The 21,329-nt window shown below is 35.6% G+C and carries 17 protein-coding genes; 14 read left to right on the top strand and 3 right to left on the bottom strand.

Annotation, left to right across the window (positions count from 1 at the left end; translation table 11 throughout):
* Nucleotides 1–178: 178 nt before the first annotated feature.
* A complete protein-coding gene (locus BUB25_RS05185; RefSeq protein WP_072941182.1) occupies nucleotides 179–1,285 on the bottom strand; it encodes a Glu/Leu/Phe/Val family dehydrogenase in 1,107 nt (368 codons plus the stop codon).
* Between the two features lie 203 nt (nucleotides 1,286–1,488).
* On the opposite strand from BUB25_RS05185, the gene BUB25_RS05180 reads away from it, so the two are divergent.
* The 6 genes from BUB25_RS05180 (at nucleotide 1,489) to BUB25_RS05155 (ending at nucleotide 8,973) form a co-directional block, all read left to right on the top strand.
* Nucleotides 1,489–3,249, top strand: coding sequence for an ABC transporter ATP-binding protein (locus BUB25_RS05180; RefSeq protein ID WP_072941179.1), 1,761 nt, complete (start codon nucleotides 1,489–1,491; stop codon nucleotides 3,247–3,249).
* A gap of 71 nt (nucleotides 3,250–3,320) precedes the next feature.
* Complete coding sequence (locus tag BUB25_RS05175; protein WP_072941176.1) at nucleotides 3,321–3,704, top strand: PUR family DNA/RNA-binding protein; 384 nt, start codon at nucleotides 3,321–3,323, stop codon at nucleotides 3,702–3,704.
* Nucleotides 3,705–3,941: 237 nt separating this feature from the next.
* The gene (locus BUB25_RS05170; protein ID WP_072941173.1) at nucleotides 3,942–5,111 is read left to right on the top strand and encodes an MFS transporter; all 1,170 of its coding nucleotides are present in this window, start codon (nucleotides 3,942–3,944) and stop codon (nucleotides 5,109–5,111) included.
* Nucleotides 5,112–5,192: 81 nt separating this feature from the next.
* Nucleotides 5,193–7,712 carry a cation-translocating P-type ATPase gene (locus BUB25_RS05165; RefSeq protein WP_072941170.1) on the top strand — a complete coding sequence of 840 codons (2,520 nt, stop codon included), beginning with the start codon at nucleotides 5,193–5,195 and terminating at the stop codon, nucleotides 7,710–7,712.
* 6 nt (nucleotides 7,713–7,718) lie between these two features.
* Nucleotides 7,719–8,519, top strand: coding sequence for a sulfurtransferase (locus BUB25_RS05160; RefSeq protein WP_072941167.1), 801 nt, complete (start codon nucleotides 7,719–7,721; stop codon nucleotides 8,517–8,519).
* A 7-nt stretch (nucleotides 8,520–8,526) separates the two neighbouring features.
* Entirely contained in the window at nucleotides 8,527–8,973 is a 447-nt protein-coding gene (locus BUB25_RS05155) for a DinB family protein (protein ID WP_072941163.1), read from the top strand.
* 202 nt (nucleotides 8,974–9,175) lie between these two features.
* On the opposite strand, the gene BUB25_RS05150 is transcribed toward BUB25_RS05155, so the two are convergent.
* The gene (locus tag BUB25_RS05150; RefSeq protein WP_072941160.1) at nucleotides 9,176–9,511 is read right to left on the bottom strand and encodes a tRNA-binding protein; all 336 of its coding nucleotides are present in this window, start codon (nucleotides 9,509–9,511) and stop codon (nucleotides 9,176–9,178) included.
* Nucleotides 9,512–9,913: 402 nt separating this feature from the next.
* On the opposite strand from BUB25_RS05150, the gene BUB25_RS05145 reads away from it, so the two are divergent.
* From BUB25_RS05145 to BUB25_RS05135, 3 genes are all read left to right on the top strand, one after another.
* Nucleotides 9,914–11,467: an FMN-binding glutamate synthase family protein gene (locus BUB25_RS05145; RefSeq protein ID WP_072941157.1), complete on the top strand. Its 1,554-nt coding sequence runs from the start codon at nucleotides 9,914–9,916 to the stop codon at nucleotides 11,465–11,467.
* Nucleotides 11,468–11,473: 6 nt separating this feature from the next.
* Nucleotides 11,474–11,866, top strand: a complete 393-nt coding sequence (locus BUB25_RS05140; protein ID WP_072941155.1) for a GreA/GreB family elongation factor — start codon at nucleotides 11,474–11,476, stop codon at nucleotides 11,864–11,866.
* Nucleotides 11,867–12,105: 239 nt separating this feature from the next.
* Complete coding sequence (locus BUB25_RS05135; RefSeq protein WP_072941152.1) at nucleotides 12,106–12,669, top strand: thioredoxin family protein; 564 nt, start codon at nucleotides 12,106–12,108, stop codon at nucleotides 12,667–12,669.
* Nucleotides 12,670–12,803: 134 nt separating this feature from the next.
* Here the strand turns inward: BUB25_RS05135 and BUB25_RS05130 are convergent, their stop codons facing one another.
* A complete protein-coding gene (locus tag BUB25_RS05130) occupies nucleotides 12,804–13,736 on the bottom strand; it encodes a peptidylprolyl isomerase (RefSeq protein ID WP_072941149.1) in 933 nt (310 codons plus the stop codon).
* A 560-nt stretch (nucleotides 13,737–14,296) separates the two neighbouring features.
* Between BUB25_RS05130 and trmD the strand changes: the two genes are divergently transcribed.
* From trmD to BUB25_RS05105, 5 genes are all read left to right on the top strand, one after another.
* Nucleotides 14,297–14,974 carry a tRNA (guanosine(37)-N1)-methyltransferase TrmD gene (gene trmD, locus BUB25_RS05125; protein ID WP_072941145.1) on the top strand — a complete coding sequence of 226 codons (678 nt, stop codon included), beginning with the start codon at nucleotides 14,297–14,299 and terminating at the stop codon, nucleotides 14,972–14,974.
* 168 nt (nucleotides 14,975–15,142) lie between these two features.
* Nucleotides 15,143–15,493: a 50S ribosomal protein L19 gene (gene rplS / locus BUB25_RS05120; RefSeq protein WP_072941142.1), complete on the top strand. Its 351-nt coding sequence runs from the start codon at nucleotides 15,143–15,145 to the stop codon at nucleotides 15,491–15,493.
* A gap of 243 nt (nucleotides 15,494–15,736) precedes the next feature.
* Nucleotides 15,737–17,959, top strand: coding sequence for an NADP-dependent isocitrate dehydrogenase (locus tag BUB25_RS05115; protein ID WP_072941139.1), 2,223 nt, complete (start codon nucleotides 15,737–15,739; stop codon nucleotides 17,957–17,959).
* Nucleotides 17,960–18,087: 128 nt separating this feature from the next.
* Entirely contained in the window at nucleotides 18,088–20,496 is a 2,409-nt protein-coding gene (locus tag BUB25_RS05110; RefSeq protein WP_072941136.1) for a TonB-dependent receptor, read from the top strand.
* A 5-nt stretch (nucleotides 20,497–20,501) separates the two neighbouring features.
* Nucleotides 20,502–21,323, top strand: a complete 822-nt coding sequence (locus BUB25_RS05105) for a DUF4249 domain-containing protein (RefSeq protein WP_072941132.1) — start codon at nucleotides 20,502–20,504, stop codon at nucleotides 21,321–21,323.
* Nucleotides 21,324–21,329: the final 6 nt, after the last annotated feature.

The following is a 21,329-nucleotide window of genomic DNA, read 5'->3' as shown; positions in this document are numbered from 1 at the left end:
CACCTTGTAAGAACTTTTATAAAATTAGTCCGCAAAAATAAGCATTTCCTTTTTTAAAATAAAATTAAAATCTCAAATAAAGGCTTTCCGGCAAATTTACTTTGTTTTATACTAAAAAAGTCACAGCTTTCAATTGTACATGAAAACTGTGACTTTGAGTGTGAATTAAAAAAATCAACTATTTTTTACTATTCTCTATTTTTCTCTGATTGATACGATTCTGAGCTATGGTCAGTGCCGCCTTATAGGTGGTCATTCCATTTTTTATAGCATAATCAAAAATCTCCAAAGTTGTATTGTAGATATTTTCTGTTCTACGCATAATTTCGGCCTTGTCATAATGGGCAATTTCTGCATAAACATTGATAATCCCACCAGCATTAATTAAGAAATCCGGGGCATATAAAATCCCGCGTTCTTGCAAAATTGCACCGTGAACATTCTCATTTGCTAATTGGTTATTGGCCGCACCAGCAATCACTTTTGCATTTATTTTGTAAACGGTATCATCATTTATTGTTGCACCCATAGCACATGGGGCATAAATATCAACATCAGCAGTATACAAATCAGCGCCGGTAAATATTTTAGCATTGTACTTAGAACTTACTTCGTATAGTTTTTCTTGGTTTATATCAGCAATAGTGACAACAGCTCCTTCTTTTGTCAAATAATCAACTAAGTTTTCTCCTACGTGTCCAATTCCTTGCACCAAAACTTTTTTTCCTGCTAGAACATCTGAACCAAACTGTTGCTTGGCCGCAGCTTTCATCCCCATGTAAACCCCAAAAGCAGTTACAGGAGATGGATTTCCTGATCCGCCTCTTGATTCTGAAATTCCTGTTACATAAGGTGTCACATCTCTCACGGTATCCATATCGCTGGTTTCCATCCCTACATCTTCAGCTGTAATATATCTTCCGCTCAAAGAATGTACAAATTCACCAAATTTGCGCATCAATTCAGGCGTTTTTTGCGTTTTGGCATCTCCTAAAATCACGGCTTTTCCTCCACCAATATCTAATCCTGTAATGGCTGCTTTATAAGTCATTCCACGAGAAAGACGCAAAACATCATTTAATGCATCCCATTCAGTCGCATAATTAAACATACGAGTTCCTCCTAAAGCAGGTCCCATTACTGAATTATGAATACCAATAATTGCTTTTAAACCTGTATCTTTGTCGTTGCAAAATACAACTTGCTCATGATCGTCAAATGATAATTGTCCAAAAACGGGATCCATTTTTTGAAGTTCCTTTCCTGTTGTAAAAGTTGCATCCATAGTGTTATTTTTTTAAATAGTATTTTTTATGAATTTGTCAAAAAGACAAATCAAATTTAATCAAAAAAAACATATATTTTATTTTTGATTAAAAAAAATACTTATTCAATAAATTTATATACTAAAAATTGTTTTCAAAAACAACACAAACAACAACTATATCTCTTAAATGATGTTATTTCAATACAGAATATATTAAAAATATGAAAGAATTACTATATCTAAACAAATACTTTGTCAAATACAAATACCGTTTCCTATTAGGTATTTTATTCACTATAATCGCACAAATTTTTTCCTTGTTCACTCCTAAATTAATTAGTCAATCCTTTAAGGCAATTGAAACCTTTTCAAAAGACAAAAGTATCTCGATAGCTGTAATCCAGGAAGAACTGATTTCGAACATCTTGCTAATTATTGCCACCACTATCATCGCAGGATTTTTGACCTTTTTGATGAGACAAACCCTGATTGTGATGTCTCGTCACATTGAATTCGATTTAAAGAATGAAGTTTTTAAACAATATGAAAATTTATCACAAAATTTCTATAAAAAAAACCGCACCGGTGATTTGATGAATCGCATCAGTGAAGATGTATCAAAAGTGAGAATGTATGTAGGTCCCGCCGTGATGTACTCCATAAATACCATCATTCGATTTGTAATTGTAATAGTATATATGTATAATGTTTCCCCGCGACTAACCTTATATACTATTCTACCTTTACCGCTACTATCCTATGCCATCTTCAAATTGAGCACCGAAATCAATAAAAAGAGTACCGTTTTTCAACAATATTTATCCAAAGTGTCCAGTTTTTCACAGGAAATATTCTCTGGAATTCGTGTCATAAAAGCGTATTCGCTAGAAGAGCAACACCAAAAAAACATGGTAAATCTTGCCAACGAAAGCAAAAGCAAAAGTTTGGAACTGGCAAAAGTACAATCTCTCTTCGGCCCATTGATGCTGGCTCTTATCGGAATAAGCAATTTAGTGGTTATCTATTTTGGCGGCTTATTATATATAGACGGAACCATCAAAAGCATTGGGACAATAGCCGAGTTCATTTTGTATGTTAACATGCTAACCTGGCCTGTTGCTTCCTTAGGCTGGGTCTCTTCGATGGTACAAGAAGCAGAAGCTTCTCAAAAAAGACTAAATGAATTCCTTAAAATAGATCCGGAAATAAAAAACAAAAACACAAATCAATCCATCATTGAAGGCTCAATTGTATTCGAAAACGTGAGTTACACTTACGAAGACACCAATATCAAAGCAATTCAAGACATTTCTTTCACGGTAAAAAAAGGAGAAACACTCGCTATTCTTGGGAAAACAGGCTCAGGAAAATCAACGGTTTTATCGTTAATTTCCAGACTTTATGATGTCACCGAAGGAAAAATAACAATTGACAAAAATGAAATCAGTACTTTAAATCTTTATGATTTAAGAAACAGTATCGGAATCGTTCCCCAGGATGCCTTTTTATTCTCAGACTCAATCAAAAACAACATCAAGTTTGGCAAAGAAGATGCGACAGATGAGCAAGTAAAATCAGCATCCAAAAGCGCAGTTATTCACGACAACATCATGGGTTTCAATAAACAATATGACACTGTCCTAGGCGAAAGAGGAATTACATTATCCGGAGGACAAAAACAAAGAGTTTCTATTGCCAGAGCTATTATTAAGAATCCGCCTATCTTACTTTTTGACGACTGCCTATCTGCTGTTGATACAGAAACCGAAGAAGCAATTCTAAACAACCTCAACGTAATTTGCAAAGACAAAACCACAATTATTGTGAGTCACAGAGTCTCTTCGGCAAAAAATGCAGATAAAATAATCATCTTAGACGACGGAAAAATAATACAACAAGGTTCTCATAATCAGTTAATAAATCAAGAAGGCTATTATTCGTCCCTCTATTTGAAACAACTTTCAGAAAAAGAAATGCTATAATTGTTGCGTAATACATATATTTTTAAGATTTTTGGTTACTACTTAACAACCATTAATTGAGAGAACGGATTATGAGAGAAAATGACATGTTAGAAAAAGAAGAAATTTTTTCTAAAGTTTTGCGTGCTGGAAGAAGAACTTATTTTTTTGATGTAAGATCGACAAAAGCAGATGATTATTATATTACGATTACTGAAAGTAAAAAATTCACTGAAGAAGACGGATCTTTTCACTTCAAAAAACACAAAATTTATTTATACAAAGAAGATTTTGCCGCTTTCGCAGAAATTCTTAACGATATGACTTCTTATGTTTTAAACCATAAAGGAGAAGAAGTGATTTCAGAAAGACACCAAAAAGATTTCAAAAAAGAATATGCCACTGAAAAAATAATGGCAGACGAAATACTCCCTCAAACATCAAGTTTTACTGACATTGATTTTGACGACATTTAATTTTTAAATCTAAGTTAAACATCTTACTTATTTCAACAAAAGTCCAAAAACCTTCTGATTTTTGGACTTTTTTTATAACTGTAAAATACAAGAAGTCATTTATTGAGATCCTAAAACAGCAGTTGCCCTAAAATTCTACTCTTAACCAATGGCAACACTATATATAAGTCTGAAAATCATTCGGTTTTCAGACTTTTTATTTACATTTATAAGGCCTAACTTTCAATATCCTTTATTTTGAAAAACATAAGCCGTACCGTCTGGATTTTATCATTGATCAGCTTGTTTACAGATACGGCAAGCGAAATGCTATACCCTATAATGCCCATCTACTTGAAATCTATTGGTTTTTCTATTGTACTCATCGGTATTTTGGAAGGCGTTGCCGAAGCTACGGCAGGACTAAGTAAAGGCTATTTTGGCAAACGTTCTGATTTAACTGGAAAAAGACTTCCTTTTATACAAATTGGCTATACATTGAGTGCCATTTCTAAGCCCATGATGGCTCTTTTTGTGTATCCACTTTGGATTTTCTTTGCTCGAACAATTGACCGCATGGGAAAAGGAATCCGAACCGGAGCAAGAGACGCCTTACTTTCTGAAGAAGCGACACCTCAAACTAAAGGAAAAATATTCGGTTTCCACCGTTCGATGGATACCATAGGAGCCGTATTAGGCCCGTCTTTAGCATTAGCTTACCTTCACTTCTATCCACATCATTACAAAACTTTATTCTTTATTGCTTTCCTTCCAGGGCTTTTAGCCATAGCTGCTTCCTTTTTTCTAAAAGAAAAAAAAGAAACGATTGCAATAGAAAAAAAAGCAAACTCTTTCTTTTCCTTCTTACACTATTGGAAAACAAGTCCCGTAATGTATCGCAAAGTGGTTATTGGACTTTTGGCATTTACACTCTTTAACAGTTCCGATGTTTTTCTGTTACTTAAAACAAAAGAGTCCGGATTAAGTGACACTGTGGTTATAGGCATTTATATTTTCTACAATCTCGTTTATGCTTTGTTTGCCTATCCATTGGGAATATTCGCAGATAAAATTGGTCTAAAAAAAATGTTCGTCATAGGAGTTGGGATTTTTTCTCTTGTGTATTTCGGGATGGGATTCAATCAAAACCTTGTTGTTTTTATTGGATTATTTACACTGTATGGGATTTATGCAGCGGCAACTGAAGGAATCTCAAAAGCCTGGATCAGCAATATTTCTGACAAGAAGGATATTGCTACTGCTATAGGAACCTATTCCGCTTTTCAAAGTATTTGTACTATGCTAGCCAGCTCAATAGCAGGCTTGATCTGGTATCAATTTGGAGCCAATGTCACTTTCTTGCTAACTGGTTTTGCGAGTATTTTAATTTTGTTCTATTTTGTTTTTATGACCCAAGAAAAGAAGTAAATCAACTTTTACAAAGTAAATAACTTCAGATTAATGAATCTAAAATAATATATTTGAGTAGTATCCTTCAATCTCTTTAAAATGTCCAAAAGAATAAACATTCCTGAAAATATAGTCGGTCTAAATGACACCGAAGTCCTAAATTCTAGGAGCAAATTTGGCACTAACGAGCAAATACAAAAACAAAAACACAAATGGTGGCTGGCTATTTTTGAACTATTCAAAGACCCAATGCTGTTACTATTGATTGCAGTAGCCATTCTTTATTTTATCATGGGTCAAAATGATGAAGCCTATTTTATGCTGGTCGCTTTAGTTGCCGTTTCCGGAATTTCATTTTACCAAGACAATCGCAGTCGAATTGCTCTCGAAGCTTTAGAGAAGCTAAACGAACCACTGAGCACAGTGTTGCGAAATGGATTAGCAAAAAGCATCCCTACCAAAGATATTGTAATACAAGACCTTGTCATCGCTGAAGAAGGCAATACCATCAATGCTGATGGAGAAATTGTTCACAGCAACGATTTCTCTGTAAACGAATCTACTCTTACAGGGGAAGCCTACGCCGTTTTTAAATCGGAAAAAACAGCTAATAAATCAGTCTATAGCGGCACACTGGTCGCTTCTGGTCTAGCCATTTATAGGGTCAACCAAATTGGTTCTAATACAGCAATTGGAAAATTAGGAAGCAGCTTATTAGACATTCAAGAGACGCCAACTCCTTTACAATTACAAATTCAAAAATTCGTAAAAGGAATGGCGATTGTAGGGATTGCGATTTTCTTGTTGGTTTGGGGCGCTTATTTTTGGAAAACACAAGACATTCTTCATAGCTTATTGAAAGGATTAACACTTGCTATGTCCATTCTTCCCGAAGAAATTCCAGTAGCACTCACCACTTTTATGGCCTTGGGTTCTTGGCGCTTGATGAAAGAAGGCGTCATTGTTAAAAAAATCAGGACGGTAGAAACTTTAGGAGGAGCTACTATAATTTGTACCGACAAAACCGGAACAATCACCGAAAATAAAATGAGTCTGCAATCAGTTTATGCTTTCAGCACCGACCAATTGTATGAAAAAGAAAATTGGAATAATCCCGAAGCCAAAAAAGTAATTGAAACCGCCATGTGGGCAAGCGAGCCTGTTCCTTTTGACCCGATGGAAAAAAATCTGCATCAGGAATACCAAAAAACAACCGACAAAGATTCAAGAAGAGAATTTTCTATGGTTCATGAATATCCGTTGGACGGAAAACCGCCCATGATGACACACGTTTTTCAAAATCAGGATGGCAAACGAATTATTGCCGCCAAAGGAGGTCCTGAAACCATAATAAAAGTCTCCAAACTCACTCCAGAAGAAGAAAATAAAATCTATAAAACGATTGCCGCCTTATCTTCTCAAGGTTATCGAATACTCGGAGTTTGTTATTCTGATTTTGAAGGCACTGATTTTCCAAAATCCCAACAAGAAATTCTTTTTCATTTTATGGGATTGGTCGTATTTTACGATCCTCCAAAACCAAATATCAAAGATGTAATTCAACAATTTTATGAAGCCGGAATCCAGGTAAAAGTAGTAACAGGAGACAACACACTTACCACTAAAGCCATTGCCGAAAAAGCAGGAATCAAAAACGTGGATTCCATAATAGAAGGCGCCGAAATCATGAAACTGAATGAATTCGAAATGCTAAAAGCCATACATGACACCACTCTTTTGACCCGCATGTTCCCCGAAGCCAAACTTAAGGTAGTCAATGCCCTTATCAAAGACCATCAAGTAGTAGCCATGGTTGGCGATGGCGTAAATGACGGTCCGGCATTAAAAGCATCCAACATAGGTGTTGCCATGGGGAAAAAAGGAACCGAAATCGCTAAAACTGCCGCCGATCTGATTCTGATTGACGATGATTTATCCAAAATGATAGTGGCTGTGGCTGCCGGAAGACGCATTTATGCTAACCTAAAGAAAGCGGTACAATACATCGCTTCCATCCACATCCCTATCATCCTGACAGTTTCACTTCCCTTATTTTTAGGCTGGATTTATCCCGACATTTTCACTCCGGTTCACGTCATTTTCTTAGAATTAATAATGGGTCCCATGTGCTCGATTGTTTATGAAAATGAACCTGCGGAGAAAAACAGCATGAAACAACCTCCCCGACCGCTAAGCAGCACTTTTTTATCCTTAAAAGAAATGGGAATCAGTATCCTACAAGGAATTGCAATAACGATTGGCGTTTTGTTTGTTTACCAATGGACCGTGCAAAACAGCGGCAGTGAACAACTAACCCGAACCATGGTTTTCACCACTTTGGTTTTTTCTAATGTTATTCTTTCACTGGTAAACCGTTCCTTTTATTATTCGGTTTTTTCTTCGTTAAAAAATAAAAACAACATGATGGTCTACGCTAATTCATTAACATTAATTTTCTTAACGCTAATATTATATATCAATCCTATTGCACATTTTTTTGCAGTTCTTCCGTTAGACCTCAACCAAATTGGCATTTGCATGGCAGTGAGTGCAGTTTCAGTCTTTTGGATTGAAATTTGGAAATGGAACAAGCGCCAAAATAAAACTTTAGCAAAATAAAAAATTATGAAAAGCCCAATCGTATCCGTAGCCTGGCTTCATGAGCATCTTGAAGACCCTGAATTGATCATACTCGAAGCCATTTTAGAAACTCCTCACCAAGATATTCAAATCAAAGGAGCTCGACTTTTTGATATCAAAAATAAATTCAGCGACACAAGCAATCTTTTACCCAATACGCTCCCGAGTCCGGAGGCTTTTGCCATCGCCTGTCAAAAAACAGGCATTAACAACAACAGTAAAATTGTGGTTTATGATACCAAAGGAATTTATTCCAGTCCAAGGGCATGGTGGTTGTTTAAAATTATGGGACATCAAAATGTATCGATTCTCGATGGTGGATTAGCTGCTTGGCTAAACGAAAATTATCCTACCGAAAACAGGCAAGAACCATCCTATCCCAGAGGGAATTTTGAGTCAAAATTCCAACCGCAATTGGTAAAATCCAAAGAGCAACTTTTAGAAAACATACAATTCAAAAAAAGCTTAGTCGTAGATGCGCGTTCAACAGACCGTTTTTACGGTGAAACCGAAGAACCAAGAGTGGGTTTAAGAAGCGGTCACATTCCCGGATCAATAAACATTCCTTACACCCAAGTTCTAAGAAACGGTAAATTTTTACCCAAAGAGGAATTAAAGAAAATATTACCGCAACAAGACAAAAACCTGATCTTCAGCTGCGGATCCGGTATAACGGCTTGTATTGATTTGATTGCCTACGAACTGATTTCAGACAAACCTAAAGCTGTCTATGATGGTTCTTGGACCGAATGGGGTCAAGATGAAAATTTACCAATAGAGAAATAAAAAAAATATGCTAACAGAAACATTGAAAACGATTTTTAATAGAGATCTTAATAAATTAAAACAAGAAATTGAATCCTATCAAAACGAAAAAACAATTTGGAAGATAGATGCAGGCATCAGTAACTCCGCGGGCAATCTTTGTTTGCATTTAATTGGAAACCTAAATACTTACATTGGAACCAAACTTGGGAAAACAAACTACATCAGAAATCGCGAACTGGAATTTTCCTTAAAAGATATTTCTAGAAATGAATTAATCCAAAAAATTCAAGAGACTATGATCATGATAGAATCTATTCTTGACAAATTGACCGAAGAACAATTAAATCAGGATTATCCCATTGTTGTTTTTGAAAGCAGAAATTCAACGGCATTTTTTTTGGTTCATTTGACAACTCATTTGGCATACCATCTGGGACAAATAAATTACCATCGCCGCTTATTAGATTCTTAACGAATATCTCGCACAAATGGCTATCTAATTGGAATAAAACATTTATTTTCGAATAAAAAACCCATTCATCACAGAAATGAAAATTCCAGATAAATTGAAAAAATAACCCAAAACATACAAAATTTAACTGGCGAAAATATTGACAGTTTAATATAAAAGACAATTAAAAACCGTTAAAAACAAATATTTTTTATTCTTGCAATTAACCAATCCTTAATCCGTTTTCAATTTTAAAATCGGGAGCCAAAAGAATCACATCTCCTTCCTCTCCTACGGCGCCTAAAACTAAACATTCGCTCATGAATTTTCCGATTTGTTTTTTTGGAAAATTGACTACTGCAACAATTTGTCTGTTGAGCAAATCCTCTTTACTATAGCGCTTGGTTATTTGCGCAGAGGTTTTTCTGATTCCAATAATTTCACCAAAATCGATCGTGAGCTGATAGGCTGGTTTTCTGGCTTCCGGAAAATCATTTACCTGTATTATGGTTCCTACATGCATTGCCACTTTTTCAAAATCTTGCCAAGTCAATTCCATTTTAATTTTATTTCGAAACCTAAAATTACATTTTATAAAACAAAAAACTAAATTTTCTAAAACATTACCTCTTATAAAAAGTAAGATTTTACTGCAAATGATGATAAATCTAACATAAATGATGAAAAAAGATATTAAAATAAAAAAATGAGTGTATTTTTGTACTGTGAAATTTAACTTTTATGAAAACCTTTTCAACTAGAACTCCAATATTTACCTCTTTTTCCAAAGAGGAATTTGCGTTTGGTGCTAAATTTTCGCATTCAAAAGCCTTTGTTGATTAGACCTTCGTCTAACTAAAAACAAACTACTTCGAGACGAAGGTTCTTTCTTTACATCATTATTTATTTAACCTGAGATTTTAAAAAGCTTTCTTTTTAAAATCCAATCAAATTTAAGAACATGTTTTTAAAAAAATTATCTGTACAACAAATTATTTGGGTCGCCACAATTTTGTTTCTAGTAATCAGCTGTGCGTTGACTTACTTTGACTATCTCAATTACTTCTTTTTGATTATTCCATTTTCTTTGTTTTATCTGTTGATTCTGGATACTTTTCAATCCAGACATACCGTTAAAAGAAACTACCCAATTGTGGGTCGATTCAGGTATTTCCTAGAATCTTTCCGTCCGGAAATGCGTCAATATTTTTTTGAAGGCGAATTAGACGGAAAACCTTTTAATCGCAGACAACGTTCCATCGTGTACCAAAGAGCCAAAAATGTAAAACAAACCATTTCATTTGGAATGCAAGACGACCCTAACCGCATTGGTTATGAGTGGGCAGCTCACTCTATATACCCAAAAAGGGCCGACAAACAATTTTTCAGAACTACAATTGGAAACAGTGCCTGTCTACAACCCTACAGCGCCAGTATTTATAATATTAGTGCGATGAGTTATGGTGCATTGAGTAAAACGGCTATTTCTTCTTTGAATAAGGGAGCACAAAAAGGAGGTTTTGCACATAATACAGGCGAAGGAGGAATTAGTGATTTTCATTTAGAAGGCGGTGATTTAATTTGGCAAATCGGGACAGGTTATTTTGGATGTCGCAATGATGACGGTTCTTTTTCAGATGAATTATTTTCTGAAAAATCAAACTTCCCACAAGTAAAAATGATCGAATTAAAACTCTCTCAAGGAGCTAAACCAGGTCACGGAGGATTGTTACCCGGAGAAAAAAACACACCTGAAATTGCAAAAATAAGAAACATCAAGCCTCATATTGCCGTGCATTCCCCAGCTGGACACACTGCTTTTTCAAACAGTGTTGAGCTGCTACAATTCTTAAACAAATTAAGAAAACTGTCTAACGGAAAACCGGTTGGATTTAAAATTTGTATTGGCCGTCAGGATGAATTTATCGCAATTATCCAAGCGATGAAAGAAACAGGAATTGTTCCTGACTTCATTACTATAGACGGAGCAGAAGGAGGAACTGGAGCAGCACCTTTAGAATTCATAGATTACATGGGAATGTCACTTTCTGACGCTTTAATATTTGCCAGTAAAGTAATAAAAGAGTTTGGCCTAAGAGACCAAATTAAAATTATGGCTTCTGGAAAAATCATCACCGGTTTTGATATTGCCAAAGCAATTTCTCTTGGTGCCGATGCTTGTTATAGCGCAAGAGGAATGATGTTTGCCCTAGGTTGTATCCAAGCATTACAATGTGATAGCGGCAAATGTCCCGTAGGTATCGCTACTCAAGACAAGACCTTATACAAAGGATTAGACATCACTGACAAAAGTGTGCGCGTTGCCCATTTCCATAACAATACACTAAAAGCTTTTGCCGAATTCATAGGAGCTTGCGGTTTTGATAGTCCAAAAGCGATTACGCCAAATGTATTCTACAGAAGGATTGACCATAAAACCAATGAAAGTTTTGCTTCATTATTCTTTAACGATTCAGAAAATATTGCTAAAACTGAAAAAATAAACTTAAACTAAATCAACATGAAACCAACACCTGTTTTAACAATTACAGATTATAATATCCTTCGGGAATTGACAAAAAACGCCAAAGACAGCACAAATATTAGAGAAATTGCACTACTTACACAAGAGCTAGATCGCGCAATCATAAACAAAGAAGGCGTCGTTGATGAAAGTATCGTCCGAATGAATTCGCAAGTAACAATAGAGGACGTAAACAGCAAACAACAAATGAAAGTTCAAATTGTGATGCCGTCACAATCTAATCTTAAAGAAGGGAAAGTATCTATTTTGGCTCCATTGTGCGTAGCCATCATAGGTTTTAAAGAAAATGATGAAGTAGAATGGCAATTGCCTTCTGGAATTAAAACTTTAAAAATAATTGCTGTTACAAATCCTTCCAGCAACTCATAAACCTCTTTTTTTTAAACACCTCATTCTTATGAAGGTGTTTTTTTTTGTCCTTTTTCAGCAAAATACAATTGCTAAAAAAGATTATCTGCTTTTTAAAAACCACCTCCCTCTTTTATATTTTGGCTAATGTCAGCGCATATAAAAACAGAAGTTTTACTTACAAATTAGCGGCTAAAACCTAAAAACCAATCCTTTTTTCTTAACTTTAAACCTAAATCTTTAAATAAGAAAAAACCTCAATGTCAAAAACTGCTTCAAAAATGGTACCGCTGGGAACAACTGCTCCCGAATTTTATTTGAAAGACACCAATTCCTCAGAATGGTTTTCTTTTGCTGATTTAAAAGGCGAAAAAGGAACTCTGGTAGTGTTTATTTGTAATCATTGCCCATTTGTACATCATGTCATTGACGAGCTTGTAATGATAGCCAATGATTATCGCATACAAGGTCTTGGTATTATCACTATTTCCAGTAATGATGTAGCTAACTACCCACAGGATTCCCCTGAATTGATGACCGAGTTTGCTTTCGAAAATAATTTTGAATTTCCTTATCTCTATGACGAAACACAGCAAATTGCGAAAGCCTATGATGCAGCCTGTACACCAGATTTTTTCTTATTTGACAATCAAGACAAATTAGTTTATCGCGGACAATTAGACGACAGCCGTCCGGGAAATGGAATCCCATTAAGCGGCAGTGATTTGCGTGGCGCAATTGATGGGCTAATCTATAATAGAATCATTAACCCTGATCAAAAACCGAGTTTAGGTTGTAATATCAAATGGAGAAGTGAGAAGTGAGAAGTGAGAAGTGAGAAGTGAGAAGTGAGAAGTGAGAAGTGAGAAGTGAGAAGTTTACATAAAAAAATCCCAAAACTCTCGTTTTGGGATTTTTTTATATATCATTAAGCAGTCATAACACTGACCCCTAATTACTATTTAACATCCATCAATTCTACGTCAAAAATCAAAGTAGCATTTGGTGGAATTACTCCTCCAGCGCCACGAGATCCATACCCTAAATGAGCTGGAATCACAAAACGTGCTTTATCACCCACGTGCAATAAAGCAATACCTTCGTCCCAACCTTCAATTACATTTCCTTCTCCTAATGGGAATTCAATTGGTTTCTTTCTTGGATAAGAGCTATCAAAAACTTTTCCGTCAGGAAGTTGTCCCGTATAGTGAACTGAAACTGTTTTACCGTTTTCTGCTTTTTTCCCTTCACCTCTTTGGATGAATTGGTAACGCAAACCGCTTTCCGTTTTTTCAAAACCAGCAGCCAATTTTTCCATTGCCGCTTCTGCTTCTGCTTTCAAAGCAATATCACGCTTGTTACGCGCTCCCTTAAAATTGATAAAAGCTTCAATAGCATTCCACTTCTCAGCTTCTTCACCTACTCTTAGGATTTCCAAAGTCTCTAAAACATCTCCTTGAGCCACAGCATCAACTACATCTTGCCCTTCTACAACATGTCCAAAAACAGTGTGTTTCCCATCTAACCAAGAAGTAGGAACGTGTGTAATATAAAACTGAGAACCGTTAGTTCCAGGTCCTGCGTTAGCCATAGCTAAAACTCCCGGCTTATCATGTTTTAAACTTGGGTGAAACTCATCATCAAATTTATAGCCTGGATCTCCCGTTCCGGTTCCTTGTGGACAACCACCTTGAATCATAAAATCAGGAATTACTCTATGGAATTTCAATCCGTCATAATATTTATTCCCCTGTGGTTTTACTTTATTTTCTAAATTACCTTCTGCTAATCCTATGAAATTACCAACAGTTCCTGGCGTTAATTCGTGCTCTAATTTCACTAAAATCGACCCTTTTGAGGTGTTGAATTTAGCATATATTCCGTTTTCCATTTTGATATATTTAAATTGTGGTGCAAATTTACGAAATAAATAATAAATTTGAGACTGTTTTTTAGGAGCACTCCGTTTCGAATTCCATAAAAACTATCCCTCCTGCTGTCCGTTTCAATCTTTTCCTTTTAATAAAAGAAAAAGGATTTTCACTTCCATCAGGGCTAAACCAGAACTGTAGAAATTACAAAAACATTGGATACGTCTCAAAACAAAATTTAGAACTACTAAAAGAATCAGTTCCTTTTCAATCGATAAAAAGAGAAGATGGAAAAATCATAATCTTTACAGACAATACTAATTTCAGAGCATTCTGGCTGGGGACAGAAAAATTACTTTGGGATGCAATTTTCTTCGGCAAATTGATGTAGATTCTAAATCGCCTTTAAAAATAAAGATCTCAACCAAATTCCTTAAACCGGAAAAACAGTCCTGCCTGGCAAAAAACCTTGCAGGACTTGCTATTTACGAAAACTCGGCAAAAACAGAAGCAAAATACAAGATTCAGTTCTGAAAAAAATCTTTGTACCTTTGCGCTTTCAAAACTTAGAAATAAAATTATGCGCATTGATATTGTTACCGTTTTGCCTGAATTATTAAGAAGCCCGTTTGAGGCTTCAATTATGAAACGCGCTATAGACAAAGGATTAGTAGAAGTTCATTTTCACAATTTAAGGGATTACACCACTAACAGACAAAAAAGTGTAGACGATTACCCTTATGGTGGTGGCGCAGGTATGGTCATGACTGTACAACCTATCGATGCTTGCATTACACATTTGAAAAGTCAAAGAAACTACGACGAAATCATCTATATGTCTCCTGACGGAGAAACCTTAAACCAAAAAATGGCCAACACGATGTCCATGTATGAGAATATCATTATTCTTTGTGGACATTATAAAGGAGTAGATCAGCGCGCTCGTGACCATTTTATTACCAAAGAAATTTCTATTGGTGATTATGTCTTAAGTGGCGGAGAATTAGGCGCCTTAGTTTTATCGGATGCTTTGATTCGATTGATTCCGGGTGTTTTAAGTGATGAAACTTCCGCATTAACAGACAGTTTTCAGGATAATTTATTATCACCACCTATATATACCAGACCTGCCGACTATAAAGGATGGAAAGTTCCGGAGGTGTTGACCAGCGGGAATTTTGCAAAAATAGATAAATGGCGAGAAGACATGGCTTATGAACACACCAAAAACAGAAGACCGGATTTACTGGAAGAATAAAATTATTATAAATGTTGAATTTTAAATGACTCATTATAAGCAATCAAATAATTCATAATTTATAATTTATAATTCAAAATAATTATTTACTTTTGCACCCATATTTGATTAACCTCTGGCGATACCCGTGAATGTTGATTAGATTTAAAACCATAATTAGCAATTAAAATGGCAAATTTAGTAGATTTCGTTAATAGCGAATTTGTTACAAGAAAAGATTTCCCTGAATTCGGAGCTGGTGATACCATCACAGTTTACTACGAAATTAAAGAGGGTGAAAAAACTAGAACACAGTTTTTCAAAGGAGTAGTTATCCAAAGAAGAGGTACTGGAAGTACTGAAACTTTTACTATTCGTAAAATGTCAGGTGCAGTAGGTGTTGAGCGTATCTTCCCTGTAAACTTACCAGCTTTACAAAAAGTTGAAATCAACAAAAAAGGTGCAGTTCGTAGAGCTAGAATTTTCTACTTCAGAGAACTTACTGGTAAAAAAGCAAAAATTAAAGACAAAAGAAGATAGTCAACGATCTCTTTATCATAAAATCCCGACATTGTCGGGATTTTTTTGTTTAAAACCCCACACAAAGCCCTTATAAATCTAACAATTTAAAGCCAACTCGTTAGTTAACCAATTATTCCATTATTTCTATTCAAAACGTCCTCTGATTTCAGTCTGATTTTCATATATTTGCCTTGCTTAATTTTAAGCAAAATACACCTTTACATCCTAATTTAATCAGGATACGATTATAAAATAAAAAAAATGACACAAAAATCAAAGATTGTTTACACCTTGACTGATGAGGCGCCTTTGTTAGCGACTTATTCTTTTTTACCAATTGTACAAGCATTTACCGCAACTGCAGGAATTGAAATAGAAACTGCCGACATTTCACTTGCCGCCAGAATTCTAGCTACTTTCCCGGAATTCCTGACCGAAGACCAAAAAGTGAACGATGCCTTAGCTGAACTTGGAAAACTAGCCACTTCACCTGAAGCAAACATCATCAAATTACCAAACATCTCTGCCTCTGTCCCTCAATTAAAAGAAGCAATCGCAGAATTACAATCTCATGGTTACAAAATACCTGATTTCCCGGAAGAGCCTAAAAACGATGCTGAAAAGGAAATTAAATTAAAATATTCCAAAATATTAGGCTCTGCCGTAAACCCAGTTTTACGCGAAGGAAACTCAGACCGTAGAGCTCCTAGAGCGGTAAAAAACTACGCAAAAGTCAATCCTCATTCCATGGGTGCTTGGTCATCAGATTCAAAAACACAAGTTGCCTCGATGGAAAACGGTGATTTTTACGGAAGTGAACAATCATTGACAATTGCAGAAGCAACAGATGTTAAAATTGAATTCGTTGCCAAAGACGGTTCAACTACTGTATTAAAAGCAAGCACACCATTAAAAGCAGGTGAAATCATTGACAGTTCAGTAATGCACTTGAATGCTTTGAAAAGTTTTGTAGCCAAAACTATCGAAGAAGCTAAAAAGAACAATGTATTACTTTCAGTTCACCTGAAAGCCACCATGATGAAAGTCTCTGACCCAATCATTTTTGGGGCTATTGTAGAAGTATATTTCAAAGATGTTTTCGAAAAATATGCCACTTTATTTAGCGAATTAAACATTGACACCCGAAATGGTTTAGGTGATGTTTACGCAAAAATTGCAGGACATCCACAACAAGCTGAAATAGAAGCCGCCATCAATCAGGCAATTGAAAATGGCCCGGCTTTGGCAATGGTAAACTCTGAAAAAGGAATCACAAACCTTAATGTTCCTTCAGATGTGATCGTAGATGCCTCTATGCCTGCTATGATTCGTACTTCTGGAAAAATGTGGAACAAAGACGGAAACTTACAAGATACAATTGCTATTATTCCGGATCGTTGCTATGCTGGTATTTACACTGCAACAATAGATTTCTGTAAAAAGAACGGTGCTTTTGACCCAACAACTATGGGAAGTGTTCCAAACGTAGGTTTGATGGCACAAAAAGCAGAAGAATACGGTTCTCATGACAAAACATTCCAAATGACCGCTGACGGTGTTGTTCGCGTGGTTGACACCAATGGAAACATTTTAATGGAACAAAACGTAGAAGCAAAAGATATTTTTAGAATGTGTCAGGCCAAAGATGCTCCAATTCAGGATTGGGTAAAACTTGCCGTAAATAGAGCACGTTTATCAAATACTCCAGCTGTTTTCTGGTTAGACGAAAACAGAGCGCACGACAGACAACTTATCGAAAAAGTAACAAAATACTTAAAATACTACGATACAACAGGATTAGACATCCGTATTTTGAATCCTATTGAAGCGACTAACTTTACTTTGGAAAGAACCAAAGCTGGATTAGATACGATCTCTGTGACAGGAAACGTACTACGTGATTATTTAACTGACTTATTCCCTATTCTTGAACTAGGAACCTCAGCTAAAATGCTTTCTATTGTTCCATTAATGAATGGTGGTGGCTTGTTTGAAACCGGTGCCGGAGGATCTGCTCCAAAGCACGTTGAACAATTTACCAAAGAAGGCTACTTGCGTTGGGATTCTCTAGGTGAGTTCTTAGCATTAGGCGCTTCTTTAGAACATTTAGGACAATCCTTAAACAATTCAAAAGCGATTGTTTTATCTGAAACTTTGGATCAGGCAAATGATAAATTCTTAAAAAATGACAAGTCGCCTGCTCGTAAAATTGGCCAGATTGACATCCGAGGATCTCATTTCTATTTAGCAATGTACTGGGCTGAAGCACTTGCAGCACAAACCAATGATGCTGAATTACAAGCTAAATTCAGTTCTATTGCAAAAGAATTTGAAGCAAATGAAACAAAAATTAATGCCGAATTAATAGGTGCCCAAGGCAAAGCACAGGAAATAGGAGGTTATTACCAACCTAATCCTGAGTTAACCAATAAAGCAATGCGTCCTAGCGAAACATTCAATACTATTTTGGCTAAAATAGTATAATACAATTTCAATAAGCATCAAAAAGGCTGTCTCTAAAAAGGCAGCCTTTTTACATTAACGTTACTTTAACACTTGTTTTATAGCGACTTAGTTCTATTTTGGTCAAATTTGTAATTTAAATCCTAACAATGATTAACTATAAAATCGTCCTCCTATTTACCCTATTATTATCCGGTTTGAATACTTTTTCCCAGAATCCAAGCGAAAGCGAACTGGCAAAGCAAAAGTTTACTCTAAGTGGTACCATCACAGATACAAGCAGTAACGAAACCTTAATTGGAGTAAATGTGACTGTCCCCGAATTAAAAACAGGAGTAACAACTAACGAGTACGGATTTTATTCCATCACGCTACCTAAAGGGAATTACAAAATTAATATACAATATTTAGGATATGCGACCATTGAAAAAACAATTGATCTCAATCAAAACACAAAATACAACTTTGCACTTTCAGGAAATGAAACCGCTTTAAAAGAAGTTGTAATAAATAATACTAAAAACACATTAGACATTAGCGCTCCGGAAATGAGCGTCAACAAACTTTCTGTTTCTAACATAAAAAAAATGCCCGTTGTTTTGGGAGAAGTCGATATCCTGAAATCTATTTTATTGTTACCCGGAGTTACTAATGCAGGAGAAGGTGCTTCAGGATTTAACGTTCGCGGCGGCGGAGCTGACCAAAATTTGATCTTATTAGACGAGGCTACTATTTTTAATTCCTCACATGTATTTGGTTTTTTCTCTGTTTTCAATCCTGATGCTATCAAAGATTTAAAATTATACAAAGGAGGAATTCCTGCCCGTTTTGGAGGAAGAGCTTCTTCTGTTTTAGACATTTATCAAAAAGACGGAAATAGTAAAAGTTTTCATATCAATGGAGGAATTGGTTTAATTTCCAGCAGGATTTTAGCCGAAGGCCCATTAGTAAAAGACAAAGGCTCGTTCCTGATTGGAGGGAGGAGTTCTTATGCGCATTTATTCCTAAAGCTATCCGAGGAACAAAAAAACAATGCAGCCTATTTTTATGACCTAAACACCAAACTAAGCTACAAACTCAATCCTAATAACAGCTTGTATTTATCCGGTTATTTTGGACGCGATGTATTCAGTTTAAACAAAAGTTTTACCAATATCTACGGAAACTCTACCCTGAATTTACGCTGGAATCATCTGTTTTCAGACAAGCTTTTTTCTAATTTATCGCTTATTTACAGTGACTATTATTATGGTCTCAATTTGGATTTCGTCGGTTTCAAATGGGATTCTGGCATTAAAAATTACAATATCAAATACGACTTTAAAAATTATATTTCAGATAAGTTCAAATTGAATTACGGGACAAATGCCATTTATTACGACTTTAATCCCGGTAGTATAAAACCCTCCAACCCTGAATCAGGAATCAATGCAGATCAATTGGACAAAAAAACAGCTTTAGAACCTGCCGTTTACATCAATGCCGAGCAGGAATTATCCAATAGAATATCCCTATCCTACGGGCTTCGTTACAGTTTGTTTTACCGCTTAGGAACATCCACGGTCAATATTTATGAAAACAACAATCCCGTATTATTCAATACGGATATGCAGATTTATGAAAAAGCCACTCCTATAGGAACCCAATTTTATTCCAAAAACAAGGTCATTGAAAGCTTTAACAATTGGGAACCTCGATTTTCAATTGCTTACCAACTCAACGAAAATCAATCTGTAAAAGCCAGCTACAACCGAATGGTTCAGTATTTACAATTGATTTCTAATACTTCATCCCCTACTCCGCTCGATGTTTGGACACCTAGCGACAATTATATAAAACCTCAAATTGCCGATCAGCTAGCTCTAGGTTATTTTAAAAACTTCAACGAGGGAGCTTATTCCCTGGAAGTGGAAACCTATTATAAGAAAATTCAAAATCGATTGGATTATATTGATGGTGCCGATTTGATTGCTAACAAAGCCATCGAACAAGTAATCTTAAATGGCCGTATGCGATCTTATGGTCTGGAAATAATGTTCAAGAAAAATGAAGGTCCGCTTAATGGTTGGATTTCATATACTTTGTCTAAATCAGAACAACAAACACCCGGAAGAACAGCCGCAGAAACCGGAATCAACAATGGACAATGGTATAAGTCAGTATATGACAAATTGCACAACATTGCTGTAACTGGTTCTTATTATTTAAATGACAAATGGTCCTTTGGAGGTAATTTTGCTTTACAAAGCGGACAACCGGTAAGCTATCCCGTTGGCCAATACGAATATCTTGGTGTGACTATCCCGAGTTACGGCTTGAGAAATCAAAACCGCCTTCCAGCATATCATCATCTGGATATTTCGGCAACTTTAAGCCCTCGTTCTAATAAAGATCGAAGCTGGAAAAGTGAATGGGTTTTTAGCATTTACAATTTGTATAACCGAAAAAATGCCGCTTCGATTAATTTCAAACAAAATTCAGAAACAGGAAACAATGAAGCCATAAAAACGTCCATTTTCGGAATTGTCCCTGCCGTTAGTTATAATTTTAAATTTTAATTGTCATGAAAAAAATAACTTTTTCTTTCCTTATACTAATCACCTTTTTCATTAACGGCTGCGAAGAAGTAGTTCAAGTAGACTTGAATACTGCTCCACCAAAACTAGTGATAGAAGCCTCTATCAACTGGCAAAAAGGGACAAATGGAAATATTCAAAAAATAAAGCTAACCACTACTACTGATTTCTATAATCCTGTTATTCCTAAAGTTTCCGGAGCAACAGTTTTTATCAAAAATAGCTCAGATAGAATTTTTAATTTTATTGAGACTCCAAAAACAGGTGAATATCTCTGTTCTGATTTTTCTCCGGCACTAAACGAAACCTATACATTAACCGTAATTCACAATAACAATACCTACAAGGCCACCGAAACACTAAAATCAGTTGCTCCAATTACAAAAATCATACAAAATAATACTGGTGGTTTTACAGGAAAAGACATCGAAATCAAAACCTATTTCAACGATCCCGCCGAAGAATCTAATTATTACTTTTACAAATACGCTTATTCTAACCAGTTAAAATCAAATTATTATACTGATGTGGACACCTTTTTTCAGGGAAACGAATTCTTTAGTCTTTCGCAAAATGATGAGTTAAAAAGTGGTGACCAAGTAGAAATAACCCATTTTGGAATTTCAAAAACATATTACAATTACTTGAGCGTATTAGTCAGTATTGCCGGAAATGGTGGTGGCGGTCCTTTTCAATCTCCTCCGGCAACCGTTAGAGGAAATATCATCAACACTACTGATTTTTCTAATTATCCTTTAGGTTATTTTGCGCTGAGTGAAGTAGACAGTAAAAAATATATCATCGAATAACTTCGT

The sequence above is a fragment of the Flavobacterium granuli genome, from assembly GCF_900129705.1.
In the GTDB taxonomy this organism is placed as follows: Bacteria; Bacteroidota; Bacteroidia; order Flavobacteriales; family Flavobacteriaceae; genus Flavobacterium; species Flavobacterium granuli.
This window is presented reverse-complemented; position numbering and strand designations above follow the sequence as displayed.